We start from the raw sequence: 13971 nt of genomic DNA on the forward strand, positions 1-13971 counted from the left end.
TGCACGGTCACCCGCGCCGCGGGTCCAGCGAAATCAATCGGGTGGCATCGAGCAGCGCCGCCGGCAGGTGCATGCCACCCGGCGCGGCCAGATAACGCGGCCGCCACTGCGGGGCGAACTTCGACTTGAAACGGCGCAGGCCGCTGAACCCATAGAAGCGTTCGCCGTGCCGCGCCAGCAGTCCGGCCAGCCGGTTCCAGCGCCCGGCCAGGCGGTGCTGGGCCAGCCCGGACAGCGGTGCCATGCCCAGCGAGAAGCGCGCATAGCCCTGTGCACGGCCCCACAGGAACAGCTCGATGAACAGGAAATCCATCGTGCCCTTCGGCGCCTCGTTCACATGGCGCATCAGGTCCACCGACAGCTCGGCGCCAGCAGGGGCCTGCCACAGGTTGGCGAAGGCCACGATCTGGCCTTCGGCCTCGACCAGGGCGATCGGGAAGCGCGCCAGATAGGCCGGGTCGAAACTGCCCAGCGAGAAGCCCTTCTCATCGCCGGCCTTGTCTTCCAGCCAGGCGTTGGAAATGGCCTGCAGGCGCGGCAGCAGGGCAGGGATCTCCTCCACCGGCGCCACCCGGAAGCTGAGGCCGCCGCGCTTGCCACGGTTCCAGGCCTGGCGCAGGTCGGCACGCTCGCGCCCTTCCAGGCCGAAATCATGCAGCGGCACCATTGCTTCTTCGCCCAGTTTCACCAGGCCCAGGCCCAGGTCCAGGTAGGTCTGCCAATAGGCTTCGCCCACCTGGTAGAACACCGGGCGCAGGCCCAGCCGGTCGGCTTCTTCGCGGAAGCGCCAGATCAAGGCGCGGGCCACCTCGGGCGGCCCGACCGGGTCGCCCATGGCGATCAACGAACCGCCGTAGCGCTGCATCATCACGAAGCCCTGCTGGGCTTCGTCGCGCAGCACGGCCTTGTCGGCGGTCAGCACCAGGCAGGCCTGCGTGTCGGTGGCGCCGGCCAGCACCGGGGCCAGTGCCTGCAGGGCGGCATCGTCGGCGGCCGGCAGCGGCGTGCTGGTGCTGTGCAGCAGCCGTGCCAGGCCGAAGATCACCAGCGCGATGGCCACCACCAGCAGCGCACGCAGGGCGCGCGGTGCATTGCCGGACAACGCGAACTGCCACCACAGCTCGTTCTGGTATTCCACGTGGCTGTAGGTGAAGAACAGCAGCCAGGTGACCGCCACCAGCACCAGGCCCAGGTTGCGCAGCCACGGCCACGACCAGGCCTCGTCCAGCAGCGCGCCCTGGCGGTAGAACTCGCGGCGCGCCGCCCACAGTGCCATCGCCACCAGCAGCGCAGAGAGTGCGATCAGCGGCTGGCCACCGCGCAGCCAGATCGGCAGCGGGGTGATCACGCAGATCGCCATGGCCAGCATCCAGGCCGCATGGCTGCGCCGGGCCAGGCCCTGGCCGATCAGCAGCAGGGCCACGCCGGTCAGGCTGCCGATCAGGTGCGAGGTTTCCAGGATCGGCAGCGAGGCGTTCAGCAGGTGCCGGCGCGGCGTGGGCAGGGTGCCGTCGATCACCAGCGCCGCGCCCACGCTGAAGGCGGCCAGCGCGATGATCTGCGGCAGCCACGGGCGCAGGGCATGCCAGCCGGCACGGGTGGCACCGGCGCCGGCCTTGAACGGCTGGCGCAACGCCGGCGCGAGGGCCAGCAGGGTGGCCAGCAGCAGCGGCAGCACGTAATAGGTCACGCGGTAGATCAGCGCGGCGGCCAGCACGGCGGCCGGGGCCACCTGCGGCAGCAGCTTCAGCAGGCTCCATTCGAACACGCCCAAACCGGCCGGCACCGTGGACACCAGCCCGGCCAGCACTGCCACCAGATACAGGCCGACGAAGCCGGGCAGGCCGGTGGGGGTGGAATCGGGCAGCAGCACGTAGAAGGCGGCACTGGCCAGCACCAGTTCCACCACGCTCAGTGCGGTCACCCCCAGCATGGTGCGCCGGTCGGGCAGCCACAGGCCATGGCCGAAGATCTGGAAGGTACGGCCGTGGCGGCCGACCAGCAGCACGGTCAGCGCGTAGGCCGCCAAGGCGACGATGCCGACCACGCGCACGGCGGTCGGGTCCAGCGGCAGGGCCAGCGCTGCCGCGGCCGGTTCCATGCACAGGGCCAGGCCCATCAGCAGCCACGCACCGAACACGAAGCCCAGCGTGCTCATCAGCACCACTTGGCCGATCTGCGCCAGGTCCAGGCCGGCGCTACGGTAGCCGCGCAGGCGCACCGCGCCGCCGGTCAACGCGGCAAAGCCGACGGTCTGGCCCAGGGTGTGGGCCAGGAAGGCGGTGATGCCGACGCGTGCCGGATGCACGCGGATGCCGCTGCGGCGCAGGCCGATGGCATCGAAGCCGATCAGGCAGGCATAGCTGGCCAGACCCAGCAGCACCGTCAGCGCGATCTGGCCAAGGCTGAGGTTCTGGAAGGCGTGGCGGATGGCGCGGTAGCCGTTCTCGTCGAACTCGTTGGCCAACCCATGCAGGGCCAGGGCCAGGATCAGCAGCGGGATGACGATGGTGGCGACGCGCTTCCAGGTGTAAGCGGCGGAGGGCGTGGAATCGGTGGGGGCGGTCATCGGCGCAAGGGTGCGTCAGTGGGGGCGAGGGCGGTGTCAACGCAGCGTCGCGCATCGTGCGCCTGTCGCCGCCGTTTGACCAGCGCCGGACTGTGCGCAGGCTGGCCGGATGCAGTGGCCGCGCCGGGCACACACTTCGCACGCCGGGTGGGTGAGAATGCAGGTCTGTCCACCCGCAGGAGCCACGCCCATGATGGAGCGTTACGACGTCGGACCGCGTATGTCCGAAATGACCGTGCACAACAAGGTCGCCTACCTTTCCGGCCAGATTCCGGAAGACACCAGCCAGGACATCACCGGGCAGACCCGGCAGGTGCTGGCCGAGATCGACAAGCTGCTGGCGCTGGTGGCCAGCGACCGCCAGCACGTGCTGCGTGCGGAAGTGTTCCTGGCCGACATCGCCGATTTCGACGGCATGAACAAGGCATGGGACGAGTGGGTGGTTGAAGGCGCAACCCCGGCCCGCGCCACGTTCGAGGCCAAGCTGGCGCACGCCGAGTGGAAGGTCGAGATCGTGATCACGGCGGCGGTGCCGTAATCCTGCTGGGGTCAGATCCCTTTCCGCAGGAAAGGGCTCTGACCCCTTCAACTAGCGTGGCTGCAGCTGCGCACTGACCTGCGCGCACAGGCCGATAGAGGCCAGCATCAGGCCTTCCATCACACGGTCGCCGACGTGTTCCTGCACGTCGCCGTTCTGGCGGGTGCGTTCGGCGGCCAGCATGATTTCCTGCACCACGCGCAGCCCGGCCAGGGCGCAGTCGGCGTCGGCCAGGGCGCGTTGCCGGCCCGGTTGTTGGGCGTGCTCGGGCCAGGGTTGGCCATCGGCGGCGCTGCCGTGGCCGATGGCGCGCAGGGTCGCCGCCAGGGTGTTGGGGTTGCAGGTGTCTACCGCATCGGCAGGGGCGGGCGCAGTGCGCGCGTGCAGGTGGGAAATGTCCGGTGTCTTCATGGCAGTGCTCCGTGCAAGGCATTCGGTAGCCGCCACGTGAGGGTGGCGGACGGAGACGTGGCTCGAAAACCGGGACGCAAGACGAAACCGGTGGGCGCGAAGACCCCCACGCTCCGCCCGCCATAGCCGGCAGACGGATTGCCAGCCGGCGCCACGCAAGGTGACGCCGGCTGGCAAGCGTAAACAACGTCTTACGTCGCGGGTTTTCGAGACCCGGCCACTCGTTATCAGTGGCACGCCATCTATAGCCGTGCTGCGGCCGAATGCCCATCAGAATCGTTGCATTCCACTTCGCAGCAGGACGCTTGCGGCAGTGTTGCATCGGGTTGATGGTTGCCATGCCGCTGCGCCGCAAGCGCCTCGACCGAGCGGGCAATCTGCGACATGTGTCGTGCTTGCGCGGGCGTGGGGCGCGGCGGTGTGGGTCGATTGCGACTAGCTTTGCGGAATGGGGTCAGAGCCCTTTTCTACGAAAAGGGATCTGACCCCTTACAGCAGCTGCAGATCGATGCAGTCCACCGGGCACGGCGGAATGCACAGCTCACAGCCGGTGCACAGGTCGGCAATGACAGTGTGCATGTACTTGGCGCCGCCGACGATGGCATCCACTGGGCAGGCCTGGATGCATTTGGTGCAGCCGATGCAGTCTGCTTCCACGATCACCGCGACCTGCGGTGGCTTGTGCGCGCCACGCGTGCGGTCGAACGGCAGCGCCGGTACGCCCAGCACCTGTGCCAATGCACGCGCCCCGGCATCGCCGCCGGGCGGGCAGCGGTCCACGCCGGCTTCGCCACGGGCCATGGCCTGCGCGTACGGGCGGCAGCCATCAAAGCCGCATTGGCCACATTGGGTCTGCGGCAGCAGGCGGTCCAGGCGTTCGGTCAGGGGCGGGATCAGGCTCATGCGTGGCGAAGGCTGCGCGTTGGTTATTTCAGGGGCTTGCCGCGGTACCAGCGCTCGTGGGCGAGGGCCAGCATGGGGCGGTCTTCGTAGCTGTCGCCGTAGGCGTAGATGCGCACATAGCGCGACAGGTCGAAACGGCGGCGGATGTGGTCGACCTTGCGCGGGCCACAGTCACCGTCGGCGTAGCGCCCGGTCAAGCGGCCGTCCTGGCTTTCCAGCCGGTTGCAGATCAACTGCAGGCCCCACTGTTCGCACCACGGCCGCAGATACAGATCGAGCGAGCCGGACACCACCACCACGGTGTGCTGCTGTTCCTTGTGCCAGCGAATCTGTTCCAGCATTTCCGGCCGCATCACCTCGGGCAGTACCTCGCGGGCGAAGCCGGCGGCCAGCGTGGCGATGTCATCGGCGTGGCGTTCGCTGAAGGTCAGGCGGGTTACGCGCGCGCGGATGCGCTCGGCGGAAATGATGCGCAGGCGGTAGGCCAGCAACCATGGGCCCACCTTCCACCACGCACGGGCCAGCTGTTCCGGCGTGGCCACGCGGCGCACGAAGCGGCCATAGGTATCGCAGGTGGTGATGGTGTGGTCGAAATCGAACAGCGCCAGCTCCATCCTGCTCTCTCCCATGGCGGTGCCTTCCGTGGCGGTGTGCGGGTCGGGCGCGGTGTGGGCCGCGCCCGGGGTGCATCAGCGGACCGGCATGCCCGGCTGCGCGCCGCTGTCGGCGTCCAGCAGTGCCAGCGCGCCGCCGTCGAAACCGGCCGACAGGATCATGCCTTCGCTCAGGCCGAAGCGCATCTTGCGCGGGGCCAGGTTGGCGATGAACACCACGCTGCGGCCGACCAGCGCTTCCGGTTCGCCGTAGCTGGCGCGGATGCCGGAGAAGATCTGGCGCTTGCCCAGGTCGCCGGCGTCCAGCTCGAAGCGCAGCAGCTTGTCCGAGCCTTCCACGAATTCGCACACCAGCACCTTGCCGATGCGCAGGTCGAGCTTGGCGAAATCATCGATGCCGATGTAGGCCGGCGCGTCGGCGCTCTTGGCTTCGTCCTTGGCCGGGGCCGGGGCGGCCGGCTTGGCGGCCTCGGGCTTGGCGGCGGGGGCGGCAGCGGCGGCCGGCTGCAGGGTGTCCTTGGAGGCGTCGATCATGGCGTCAATCTTCTTCGGGTCGATACGGGTGAACAGCGGGGTGTAGTCGGCAATGCGGTGGCCCAGCAGCGGCTGTGCCAGCGCGGTCCAGTCGTTGACCGGTGCGGCCAGGAACGCTTCGGCCTGGGCGGCGGTGGTCGGCAGCACCGGCTTCAGCGCGGTCACCAGCACGCGGAACAGGTTCAGGCCCTGGCTGCAGACCGCCTGCAGCTGCGCGTCGGCGCCTTCCTGCTTGGCGATCACCCAGGGCTTCACATCGTCGATGTAGCGGTTGGCTTCGTCGGCCAGGGCCATGGTCAGGCGGATGGCCGCGGCCGGGTCGTTGCGCTCGTAGGCTTCGCGGATCGGCGCCAGGCCATCGACGAAACCCTGGTACTGCGCCGCGTCGGGCAGCTGGGTGGCCAGCAGGCCGTCGAAGCGCTTGCTGATGAAGCCGGCGCAGCGGCTGGCCAGGTTGACGAACTTGCCAACCAGATCGGCGTTGACGCGGGCGATGAAGTCGCCCAGGTTCAGGTCCAGGTCGTCCACGCCGCCGCTGGTCTTGGCTGCGTAGTAATAGCGCAGCGCTTCCGGTTCCAGGCCGGCGTCCAGGAAGGTGCGCGCCATTACGAAGGTGCCGCGCGACTTGCTCATCTTGGCGCCGTCCACGGTCAGGTAACCGTTCACGTGCAGGCGGGTGGGCGCGCGGTGGCCGGTGCCATGCAGCACCGCCGGCCAGAACAGGCCGTGGAAGTTGACGATGTCCTTGCCGATGAAGTGGTGCAGTTCGGTGCTGGTGCCGGCGCGCAGGTGCGCGTCGAAGTCTTCGCCCAGCTTGCCGCACAGGGTCTGGAAGCTGGACAGATAGCCGATCGGCGCATCCAGCCAGACGTAGAAGTACTTGCCCGGCTGGCCGGGAATCTGGAAACCGAAGTACGGTGCATCACGCGAGATGTCCCACGCTCGCAAGCCACCTTCGGCGTTCAGCCACTCACCCAGCTTGGCCTTCACGCCCGGCAGGGCGACGTCGCCGGCCAGCCATTCGCGCAGGAACGCATCGAAGTGGCCGACCTCGAAGAAGAAGTGTTCCGAATCGCGCATCTCCGGGGTTGCCCCGGAAATGACCGAACGCGGTTCCTTCAGGTCGGTGGGCGCGTAGGTGGCGCCGCACACTTCGCAGTTGTCGCCGTACTGGTCGGCGCTGCCGCAGTTGGGGCAGATGCCCTTTACGTAGCGGTCGGGCAGGAACATGCCCTTGGCCGGGTCGTAGAACTGCGCCACCGAGCGACGGCTGATGTGGCCGGCCGCTTCCAGCTTCAGGTAGAACTGTTCGGTCAGCGCCTTGTTGGCCGCCGAGTTGGTCGAATCGTAGTGGTCGAAGGCCACGCCGAAGGCGGCGAAGTCACGTTCGTGGCTGGCCTGGATGTTGGCGATGAAGGTTTCCGGGGTGACCCCGGCCTTCTCGGCGGCCAGCATGATCGGCGTGCCATGGGTGTCGTCGGCGCAGACGAACCAGGCGGTACCGCCGCTCATTCGCCGCGCGCGCACCCAGATGTCAGCCTGGATGTAGCCGACCAGATGGCCCAGGTGCAGCGGGCCGTTGGCGTAGGGCAGGGCGGTGGTGACGAGCGCGGTACGGGTCATGGTCGCGGGGTGCAGCCGAGGGGAACCGCAGATTATCGCACGCCCGCAACGTCGTGACCCGGCCGGGGCCGGGTCACGGGGTGCTGCGCGGGGTGGGGCGGGTTACTCGCGCACCCAGGTCTGCGCGCGGCAGATGAACGCGATGCAGCCGGACACGTCCAGCTTGCCGCCGCCGGGCTGCAGTTCGATCTTGGACTTGTAGGTCTTGCCGTTGGCCGGGTCCAGGATGGTGCCGCCGGACCACTTGCTGTGGCTGCCCTTGTCCTGCGACAGGTTCCACAGGATGGTCATGCCCTTCACCGGCTTGTTCTTGTTGGCGCCTTCGCAGCCATCGCAGACCGGGTTGGGGCCCTTGTCCGAATGCAGGATGTCGACCACCTTGCCAGACAGCGTGCCGTTGGCGGCCTGGGTGATCTCGACGATCGACTTCACCTTGCCGGTCTTGTCGTCGATGGTCTTCCAGCGGCCGGCGGCACTGTCGGCGGCCTGCGCCGAGAGCGCGGCCAGGCACAGCGGCAGTGCCAGCAGCAGGGTCTTGAAGGTCTTGCGCATGGTCCCCTCCCAGGGTTCATTCCGGCACGATGCCGGTACAGGGCGACTGTATACCCATTCGGGTGGGTATGGGGAAGAGGGAGGGCTTTGCAGGGCTGCGCCCTGCACCCGCAGAGGCGGAAGCCGAAGGGTAGGTGTCGACCTTGGTCGACACGGGGTCGGATCCCGTTGCTGCGCAACGGGCTCTGCCCCCCTTGGGGATCGCGTGCATGGGCTCAGAGCAGGGCTGCGCCCTGCACCTGCGCCTGCCGAAGCCGAAGCCGAAGCCGAAGCAAGATCAAGAGCGGCATTCCGGGGGATGGCGGGGCACTGCGGGTTTGCGGGGACGGCGCAAGTACGTCCATGTAGCCTTGGTCGCCGCATCCATGCGGCTCACACCCCGCAAACCCACAGTGCCCCGCCTTCGACAGGTTCACGCGGCTGTGGGTCGCACGGGGTCGGATCCCGTTGCTGCGCAACGGGCTCTGACCCCATTGGGGATCGCCTGGATGGGGTCAGAGCCCTTTCCTGTGGAAAGGGATCCGCCCCCGGCTCAGACGACTTCGTACAGTTCCAGTGGCAGGCCGTCGGGGTCGGCGAAGAAGGTGAAGCGGGCGCCGGTGTATTCGTCCACGCGGATCGGTTCGCAGGCCACGCCGTGGTCGGCCAGGCGCTGGATGAACGGTTCCAGTGCGGCCACCCGGAAAGCCAGGTGGCGCAGGCCCTGTGCTTCGGGCCGGCTGGGCCGCGGCGGCGGTGCGGGGAACGAGAACAGTTCCAGCTGCCCACCGTCGGGCAGGGCCAGGTCCAGCTTCCATGAATCGCGCGCGGGGCGGTGGTTTTCCGCCAGCACGCGCAGGCCCAGCACGCGCACGTAGAACTCCTTCGAGCGCGCGTAGTCGCTGCAGATCAGCGCCGCATGGTGGATGCCCAGCAGTGCGTCGGCCCCGCTCATGGCGTGGCCGCTGCGGCGGGCTGGGCCATCCAGCGGTCCATCTTGCGGCTCAATACATCCAGCGGCATCGAGCCGTCCTTCAGCAGTTCGGCATGGAAGCGGCGCAGGTCGAACGCTGCGCCCTGCTGCGCGCGGGCCTTGTCACGCAGGGCGACGATGGTGGTCAGGCCGGCCACGTTGGACAGGGCCTGGCCGGGCTGGGCCATGATCCGCTCCACTTCGGCGCTGGCATCGTCGGCGCTCATGTCTGCATTCTTCTGCAGGTAGCTGACCGCCTGCTGCTTGCTCCAGCCCTGCGCGTGCACGCCGGTGTCGGCCACCACGCGGGTGGCGCGCAGCAGGCGCGAGTACAGGTAGCCGATGCGGTCGTAGGGATCGTTGTAGGCGCCCAGCTCATCGCCCAGGGTTTCGGCATACAGGCCCCAGCCTTCAACGAAGGCCACATCGCCGCCCTGGCGGCGGAAGCGCGGCAGCTTGGCCAGTTCCTGCTGCAGGCCCAGCTGCACGTGGTGGCCGGGAATGGCTTCGTGCAGGTACTGCACCGGCACGCTCCAGCGCTTGCGGCTGGGCAGGTCGCGGGTGTTCACGTACAGCACGCCCGGCTGTCCGGCCGGCGAAGGCTGGTAGGCGGCTGCGGCGGCAGCCAGGGCGCGTTCCGGATCGACCGCGCGGATCTCCAGCCCGGCCTTGGGCAGCGTGTCCAGCACCTGCGGCAGGCGCGCGGACACCTGCTGCTGCACCTGGCGGTAGCGGTTCAGCAGGTCGTCGGCGTTCACGTACTGGAACTGGCGGTCGCTGCGCATGCTCTTCAGCAGCTTGGCCTGCGAACCACGCAGTTTGTTTTCCTTCATCACCGCGGCGATCTGCGCCTGCAGTTCCTGCACGCGCTGTTCGCCCAGGGCATGCAGCTGCGCGGCGGTCTGGTCGCTGGCGGTGGTCTGCACGATCAGGTTGGCGTACCAGGCCTGGCCATCGGGCAGCGCGCCCAGACCGGTGCTTTCGCGGGTGGCCGGCAGGTATTCGGTGGCGATGAAGCCACGCAGTGCGCGGTAGGCCGGCATGATGCGCAGTTCGATCATGCGCTTGTACTCGGCGCTGATGCGCGCCTTGTCTTCGGCGGCAATGCTGTCGGGCATGGTGCGGATGGGCGACCAGAAGATGCTTTCCTCTGCGGTCGGCTTGATCACCGCATCCAGCTGCGGCAGTACCTTTTCCATCAGGTCGCGCGGCTGCACCACGCCGGCCTTCATGCCCTGGCGCATGTTGTCGATGGCCTGGTCGAACAGCGGGGGAATGCCCAGCGAACGGCGCGACCAGGTGTCGTAGTCCTGCACGGTGTTGAAGGGCTGGGCGCCGGCACCGGCACCGAGGATCGCCATGATGCTGCCGATGTTGTAGTACTGGCTGATCGGCATCATCCAGCTGGGGTAGCGTTCTGCGTCCAGCGTGGCGCGCGCGTCGCGCACGAAGATCTGGTAGCTGAGCAGGTCCTGGCCCTGCAGGCCGTCACTGCCGACCTTTTCAACTTTGCCCAGCCATTCCACGGTGAAATCGTGCGATTGCTGGCGCCAGGCGGCCGACAGGATGTTGGGCAGCTGGTCGTTGTAGCGGGTTTCGCCCTGGAAAGTGGCCTGCAGCGGGTTCAACCGCATCGAGGCATCCCAGTATTCGTCGTACAGGCGCTCCAGCTGCACGGCGCGCGGCACGGCGCGGGCCGGGGCGGTGGGGCGCGGCGCGGCGCGGCGTGGGGCGGCGCGAGGCTTGGCTTTGGGCTTTGCGGCCTGGCGGCTCTGCGCGGCGGCGGGGCGGCTGGCCTTCTTCTTCGCTGCTTCGGCCGACGGTACGGCACTGAACAGGAACAACGCAGCGATGGCGGCGGCCAGGACGCGGGGGGAATACGGCATCAGGAGCTTCCGTGGAACACAGACCGTGGAGCTTGCACGATCCGCGCGCGTACGGCCAGCGTGCAGCCGCAGTCAGTTTGCCGGCGCTGGGTATTCAGTCAGCCGCGGCGGCGGCACGCAGATCGGCCGCGCGCTGCGGCCCCAGGTAGCGGGTGATGGCGCGGCGCATCAGGTACAGCAGGGGAATGAGGGCGATCGCAAAGCCCATCTTGTAGACGTAGTTGACGCTGCTGACCGCCAGGAACAACGACGTGGGCCAATGCTGCGGGCCCAGCACGAAGGCGATCCAGATGACCACGAAGCTGTCCACCAGCTGCGACACCGCCGTGGAGCCGGTGGCGCGCAGCCACACATGGCGTTCGCCGGTGGCCCGGCGGATGCGGTGGAACACGGCCACGTCGATCAGCTGGCCAACCAGGAAGGCCACCAGCGAGCCGGCAATGGTCCACATGCCCTGGCCGAACACCGCCGCGAAGGCGGCCTGGTAGTCCGGCACGCCATGGGCGTTCATCGAGGTGACCCACCAGCTGGCCGGGGCCAGCGAGATGGCGGCAAAGGCAAACAGGAAGCCGTAGGCGATCAGCACCACCGCCAGCCACGAGATGAAGCGCACGCCGCGCTTGCCGAAGAACTCGTTGATGGTGTCGGTCATGATGAACACCACCGGCCACAGCAGCGTACCGGCGGTGAAACTGAGCGAGCCGGTCTGGCCGAACAGGTTCCAGTTCAGCGGGTTGATGCCCAGCGTGTCTTCCAGCGCGAAGATCTTCACCCCGATCAGTTCGGCCAGCACCGCGTTGCCGCAGAAGAACGTGGCCAGCACGATGAACAGCAGGACCGCGCGGTCCTGCAGTGGCCGCGCATGCGGCGTGGGCTGCGCCGGCTCGCTCACTCGGCGCGTTCGCCGGCGCGGGTGAACGGCACGCTGGCCGGGGCCACCGCACCGCCGGAGATGATGAAGCTCATCGCCTGGTCCACGGTCCAGTCGGTTGGGGTCAGCAGTTCCACCGGCACGATTTCCAGGTAGCCCGAGGTCGGGTTCGGCGTGGTCGGCACGTATACCGCGGCCAGTTCACGGTCGCTGCCCTGTTCCTTGATGACCCGGGTGACCAGGCCGACCGATTTCATGTCACGGTGCGGGAAGTCGATCAGCACCACGCGCTGGGTGCTGCCCGGTTCGGTCTGCAGCATGTCCAGCAGCTTCTTGGCACTGTCGTAGATGATGCTGGCCAGCGGAATGCGCTTGATCACCGCGCCCACCCAGCGCAGCAGGCGCTGGCCGACCACGCGCCGGCTGGCCACGCCCACCGCCAGGATCACCAGCAGGGTGGCCAGCAGGGCGATGGTGTTCTGAATCCATTCGGCGCGTACCCAGCCCAGGTAGTGCGGAAAGTTGGTGGCGATCTGTTCGGACAGCGGCACCACCAGCGGGCTGGAAATGCCCGACAGCAGCACGAACACGAACTTCACCACGACCCAGGTCAGCCAGATCGGCAACAGGGTCAGCAGGCCGGTCAGGAACAGGCGCTGCAGGGAGGGGCGGGGAACCAGGGCGGGGGCTTCGAGCGACATGCGCGCATTGTAGCGGTCGCAGCCTGTCGATTACGCTGCCCGATCACGACGGCGGGCTACAGGGCAGGGATGCTGTGTTGAGGATTCTGCGCGGAATCGGTTGGAGCCTGCTGGCCCTGCTGGGGCTGGTGGTGGCGGTGTGGCTGGCGGCGCGGTTCTGGCCGCTGTCGGCCGAGCAGCGCGCGCAGGTGCGCCTGCTGGAAGATGTGCAGCCCCTGCCCGGGCGCAACGGCTTTGCCCTGCTGTGGACGCTGCCGTTCGACGATCTGGATGCGGCGCAGCGCGAGCAGGCCTTGCTGAAGGACGTAGCGCGGTGGCGGGCCGGGCCGGAGCCGGGCATGACCGATTCCCTGCTGGAAGGCACCCAACCGCAGGTGAAGGCGCAGGTGGGAGTCACCTGTGGGTCCCGTGTGCCGGATTGCCTGGCGCGGGTGCGCGCCGATCCGCAGCGCTTCATCGATGGCCATGCCGGCCACGGCGGCCTGCATGCGCGCCAGCTACAGCTGGCCGACTTCGATCGTTTCGATTCCCCGTTCCCGGGGCTGGATGACCCGCTGCTGATGCCGGTGCCGCGCTATCAGCTGCTGATGGAGGGCACCAGCGCACATGCGCTGGCTTTCGTGCAGGGCGATACGGCGGCAGCGTTGGCCGGCAGTTGTCGCTCGCTGCAGCTGGGCAGGCGCCTGATGCACCGTGGCGGCACGCTGCTGGACAGCATGATCGGCGCCGCGAGCGTGCAGGTGAACGCGCAGTTGCTGGCCGACATGCTGGTGGAACTGCCGGCTGACCACGCGCTGCCAGCGGTCTGCGAAACGGCGCTGCGGCCGCTGGCGAGCGACGAACAGAGCCTGTGCCGCGCGATGCAGGGCGAGTTCGCACTGAACGAACGGGCCATCGATGCGTCGCTGCGGCAGGGCGCCAACGTGCTGATGCTGGACCGCAGCCAGACCCGCGCGCGCATCGCGCAGAACTTCGCCTGGGCCTGCGGTGCTGCTGCCGAACGCACCTTGGCCGAGGACGCGCCGGCGCAGCGCAGCTGGGAACAGCCGTGGGACGTCCGCTGCTTGGCCAATTGGATCGGCTGCACGTTGGCCAGCATCAGCGGCCCGGCGTATCAGGACTACGCCGCGCGCAGCCAGGACAGCGCGGCGCTGGTGCGCCTGCTGGGCGCGCAGCGATGGCTGCGGCGGCAGCCCGATGCCCCGGCACAGGCGCTGGCACGGCTGCCGGCGCAATGGCGTTCGCCCAGCCGGGTGCCCACGCTGTCGGCCGATGGCCGCCACCTGCAGGTGCCGCGCCGCCAGCGCGATGCGACCGGCGAGCTGACGACCATGCTGTCGGTGCCGCTGTAGCGGGTCAGCCGCCGCGTGCCTGCGGCTTCAGGCGCACGTAGACCTGCTTGCGCACGCGCGCGACGACCTCGCCGGATGCATCGACCACGTCGTTGCTGAACCAGCGCAGCACTTTCTCGCCGCCGGCCGCCTCGGCGCGCAGTTCGTCCAGCACCGCGTCATCGATGTGGAAGTGGGTGCGCACGGTGCCGCGACCGGGCTTGAGGAATTCGATGGCACCGGCGCGGTCCCAGACGTAGTAGTCGCGGCCCAGCGTATGCAGCAGGCCCAGCATCCAGAACGGGTCGGTCATGGCGAACAGGCTGCCGCCGAAGTGGGTGCCCACGTAGTTACGGTTCCACGGGCGCATGCGCAGCTCGACGTCGATCTGCCGGTAGTCGGCGGTGATGCGGGTGACATGGATGCCGGTGAACAGGAACGGCGGCCACAGGTTGATGCCGAGACGGAAGGTGCTGGCTTTCATGC

At 68.4% G+C, this 13971-nt stretch carries 13 protein-coding genes; 2 read left to right on the top strand and 11 right to left on the bottom strand.

Annotated elements, in window-relative coordinates; translation table 11 throughout:
- Positions 1-7: 7 nt before the first annotated feature.
- On the bottom strand, positions 8-2569 hold the full coding sequence (gene mprF / locus G4G00_RS09570; RefSeq protein ID WP_164272874.1) for a bifunctional lysylphosphatidylglycerol flippase/synthetase MprF: 2562 nt from the start codon (positions 2567-2569) through the stop codon (positions 8-10).
- Positions 2570-2759: 190 nt separating this feature from the next.
- On the opposite strand from mprF, the gene G4G00_RS09575 reads away from it, so the two are divergent.
- Positions 2760-3107, top strand: coding sequence for a RidA family protein (locus G4G00_RS09575; protein WP_108750666.1), 348 nt, complete (start codon positions 2760-2762; stop codon positions 3105-3107).
- A gap of 51 nt (positions 3108-3158) precedes the next feature.
- Here the strand turns inward: G4G00_RS09575 and G4G00_RS09580 are convergent, their stop codons facing one another.
- The 9 genes from G4G00_RS09580 to G4G00_RS09620 all read right to left on the bottom strand — a co-directional run bounded on the left by G4G00_RS09580 (position 3159) and on the right by G4G00_RS09620 (position 12154).
- Positions 3159-3518: a hypothetical protein gene (locus G4G00_RS09580; RefSeq protein ID WP_164272877.1), complete on the bottom strand. Its 360-nt coding sequence runs from the start codon at positions 3516-3518 to the stop codon at positions 3159-3161.
- Between the two features lie 489 nt (positions 3519-4007).
- Positions 4008-4421, bottom strand: coding sequence for an Rnf electron transport complex subunit RnfB (rnfB, locus tag G4G00_RS09585; protein ID WP_164272879.1), 414 nt, complete (start codon positions 4419-4421; stop codon positions 4008-4010).
- Between the two features lie 23 nt (positions 4422-4444).
- Positions 4445-5035 (bottom strand): HAD family hydrolase, encoded by a 591-nt coding sequence (locus G4G00_RS09590; protein ID WP_164272961.1) that lies wholly within the window; start codon positions 5033-5035, stop codon positions 4445-4447.
- A 75-nt stretch (positions 5036-5110) separates the two neighbouring features.
- Positions 5111-7192 (bottom strand): methionine--tRNA ligase, encoded by a 2082-nt coding sequence (metG, locus tag G4G00_RS09595; protein WP_164272882.1) that lies wholly within the window; start codon positions 7190-7192, stop codon positions 5111-5113.
- Between the two features lie 102 nt (positions 7193-7294).
- Positions 7295-7744, bottom strand: coding sequence for a DUF2147 domain-containing protein (locus G4G00_RS09600; RefSeq protein WP_108750662.1), 450 nt, complete (start codon positions 7742-7744; stop codon positions 7295-7297).
- 532 nt (positions 7745-8276) lie between these two features.
- Positions 8277-8678 (bottom strand): VOC family protein, encoded by a 402-nt coding sequence (locus G4G00_RS09605; RefSeq protein WP_164272885.1) that lies wholly within the window; start codon positions 8676-8678, stop codon positions 8277-8279.
- Positions 8675-10582 (bottom strand): DUF885 family protein, encoded by a 1908-nt coding sequence (locus tag G4G00_RS09610; protein ID WP_108753764.1) that lies wholly within the window; start codon positions 10580-10582, stop codon positions 8675-8677. The genes G4G00_RS09605 and G4G00_RS09610 overlap by 4 nt, the downstream gene beginning before the upstream one ends.
- Positions 10583-10676: 94 nt before the next feature.
- The gene (locus tag G4G00_RS09615; protein ID WP_108753763.1) at positions 10677-11474 is read right to left on the bottom strand and encodes a queuosine precursor transporter; all 798 of its coding nucleotides are present in this window, start codon (positions 11472-11474) and stop codon (positions 10677-10679) included.
- A complete protein-coding gene (locus tag G4G00_RS09620; protein ID WP_108750658.1) occupies positions 11471-12154 on the bottom strand; it encodes a DUF502 domain-containing protein in 684 nt (227 codons plus the stop codon). The genes G4G00_RS09615 and G4G00_RS09620 overlap by 4 nt, the downstream gene beginning before the upstream one ends.
- A gap of 74 nt (positions 12155-12228) precedes the next feature.
- Here G4G00_RS09620 and G4G00_RS09625 point away from each other — a divergent pair, with 74 nt between their 5' ends.
- Positions 12229-13506, top strand: a complete 1278-nt coding sequence (locus tag G4G00_RS09625; RefSeq protein ID WP_164272888.1) for a hypothetical protein — start codon at positions 12229-12231, stop codon at positions 13504-13506.
- 4 nt (positions 13507-13510) lie between these two features.
- On the opposite strand, the gene G4G00_RS09630 is transcribed toward G4G00_RS09625, so the two are convergent.
- The gene (locus tag G4G00_RS09630; protein WP_108753761.1) at positions 13511-13969 is read right to left on the bottom strand and encodes a DUF4442 domain-containing protein; all 459 of its coding nucleotides are present in this window, start codon (positions 13967-13969) and stop codon (positions 13511-13513) included.
- Positions 13970-13971 lie beyond the last annotated feature (2 nt).

The sequence above is a fragment of the Stenotrophomonas sp. B1-1 genome (genome assembly GCF_010894375.1).
GTDB lineage: Bacteria > Pseudomonadota > Gammaproteobacteria > Xanthomonadales > Xanthomonadaceae > Stenotrophomonas.

Bases quoted from the DNA above. Each gene is read 5' to 3' on its own strand.
- rnfB (WP_164272879.1), bottom strand. From the start codon at position 4,421: ATGAGCCTGATCCCGCCCCTGACCGAACGCCTGGACCGCCTGCTGCCG.
- G4G00_RS09575 (WP_108750666.1), top strand. From the start codon at position 2,760: ATGATGGAGCGTTACGACGTCGGACCGCGTATGTCCGAAATGACCGTG.
- G4G00_RS09605 (WP_164272885.1), bottom strand. From the start codon at position 8,678: ATGAGCGGGGCCGACGCACTGCTGGGCATCCACCATGCGGCGCTGATC.
- G4G00_RS09620 (WP_108750658.1), bottom strand. From the start codon at position 12,154: ATGTCGCTCGAAGCCCCCGCCCTGGTTCCCCGCCCCTCCCTGCAGCGC.
- G4G00_RS09580 (WP_164272877.1), bottom strand. From the start codon at position 3,518: ATGAAGACACCGGACATTTCCCACCTGCACGCGCGCACTGCGCCCGCC.
- G4G00_RS09610 (WP_108753764.1), bottom strand. From the start codon at position 10,582: ATGCCGTATTCCCCCCGCGTCCTGGCCGCCGCCATCGCTGCGTTGTTC.
- mprF (WP_164272874.1), bottom strand. From the start codon at position 2,569: ATGACCGCCCCCACCGATTCCACGCCCTCCGCCGCTTACACCTGGAAG.
- G4G00_RS09630 (WP_108753761.1), bottom strand. From the start codon at position 13,969: ATGAAAGCCAGCACCTTCCGTCTCGGCATCAACCTGTGGCCGCCGTTC.
- G4G00_RS09590 (WP_164272961.1), bottom strand. From the start codon at position 5,035: ATGGAGCTGGCGCTGTTCGATTTCGACCACACCATCACCACCTGCGAT.
- G4G00_RS09600 (WP_108750662.1), bottom strand. From the start codon at position 7,744: ATGCGCAAGACCTTCAAGACCCTGCTGCTGGCACTGCCGCTGTGCCTG.
- metG (WP_164272882.1), bottom strand. From the start codon at position 7,192: ATGACCCGTACCGCGCTCGTCACCACCGCCCTGCCCTACGCCAACGGC.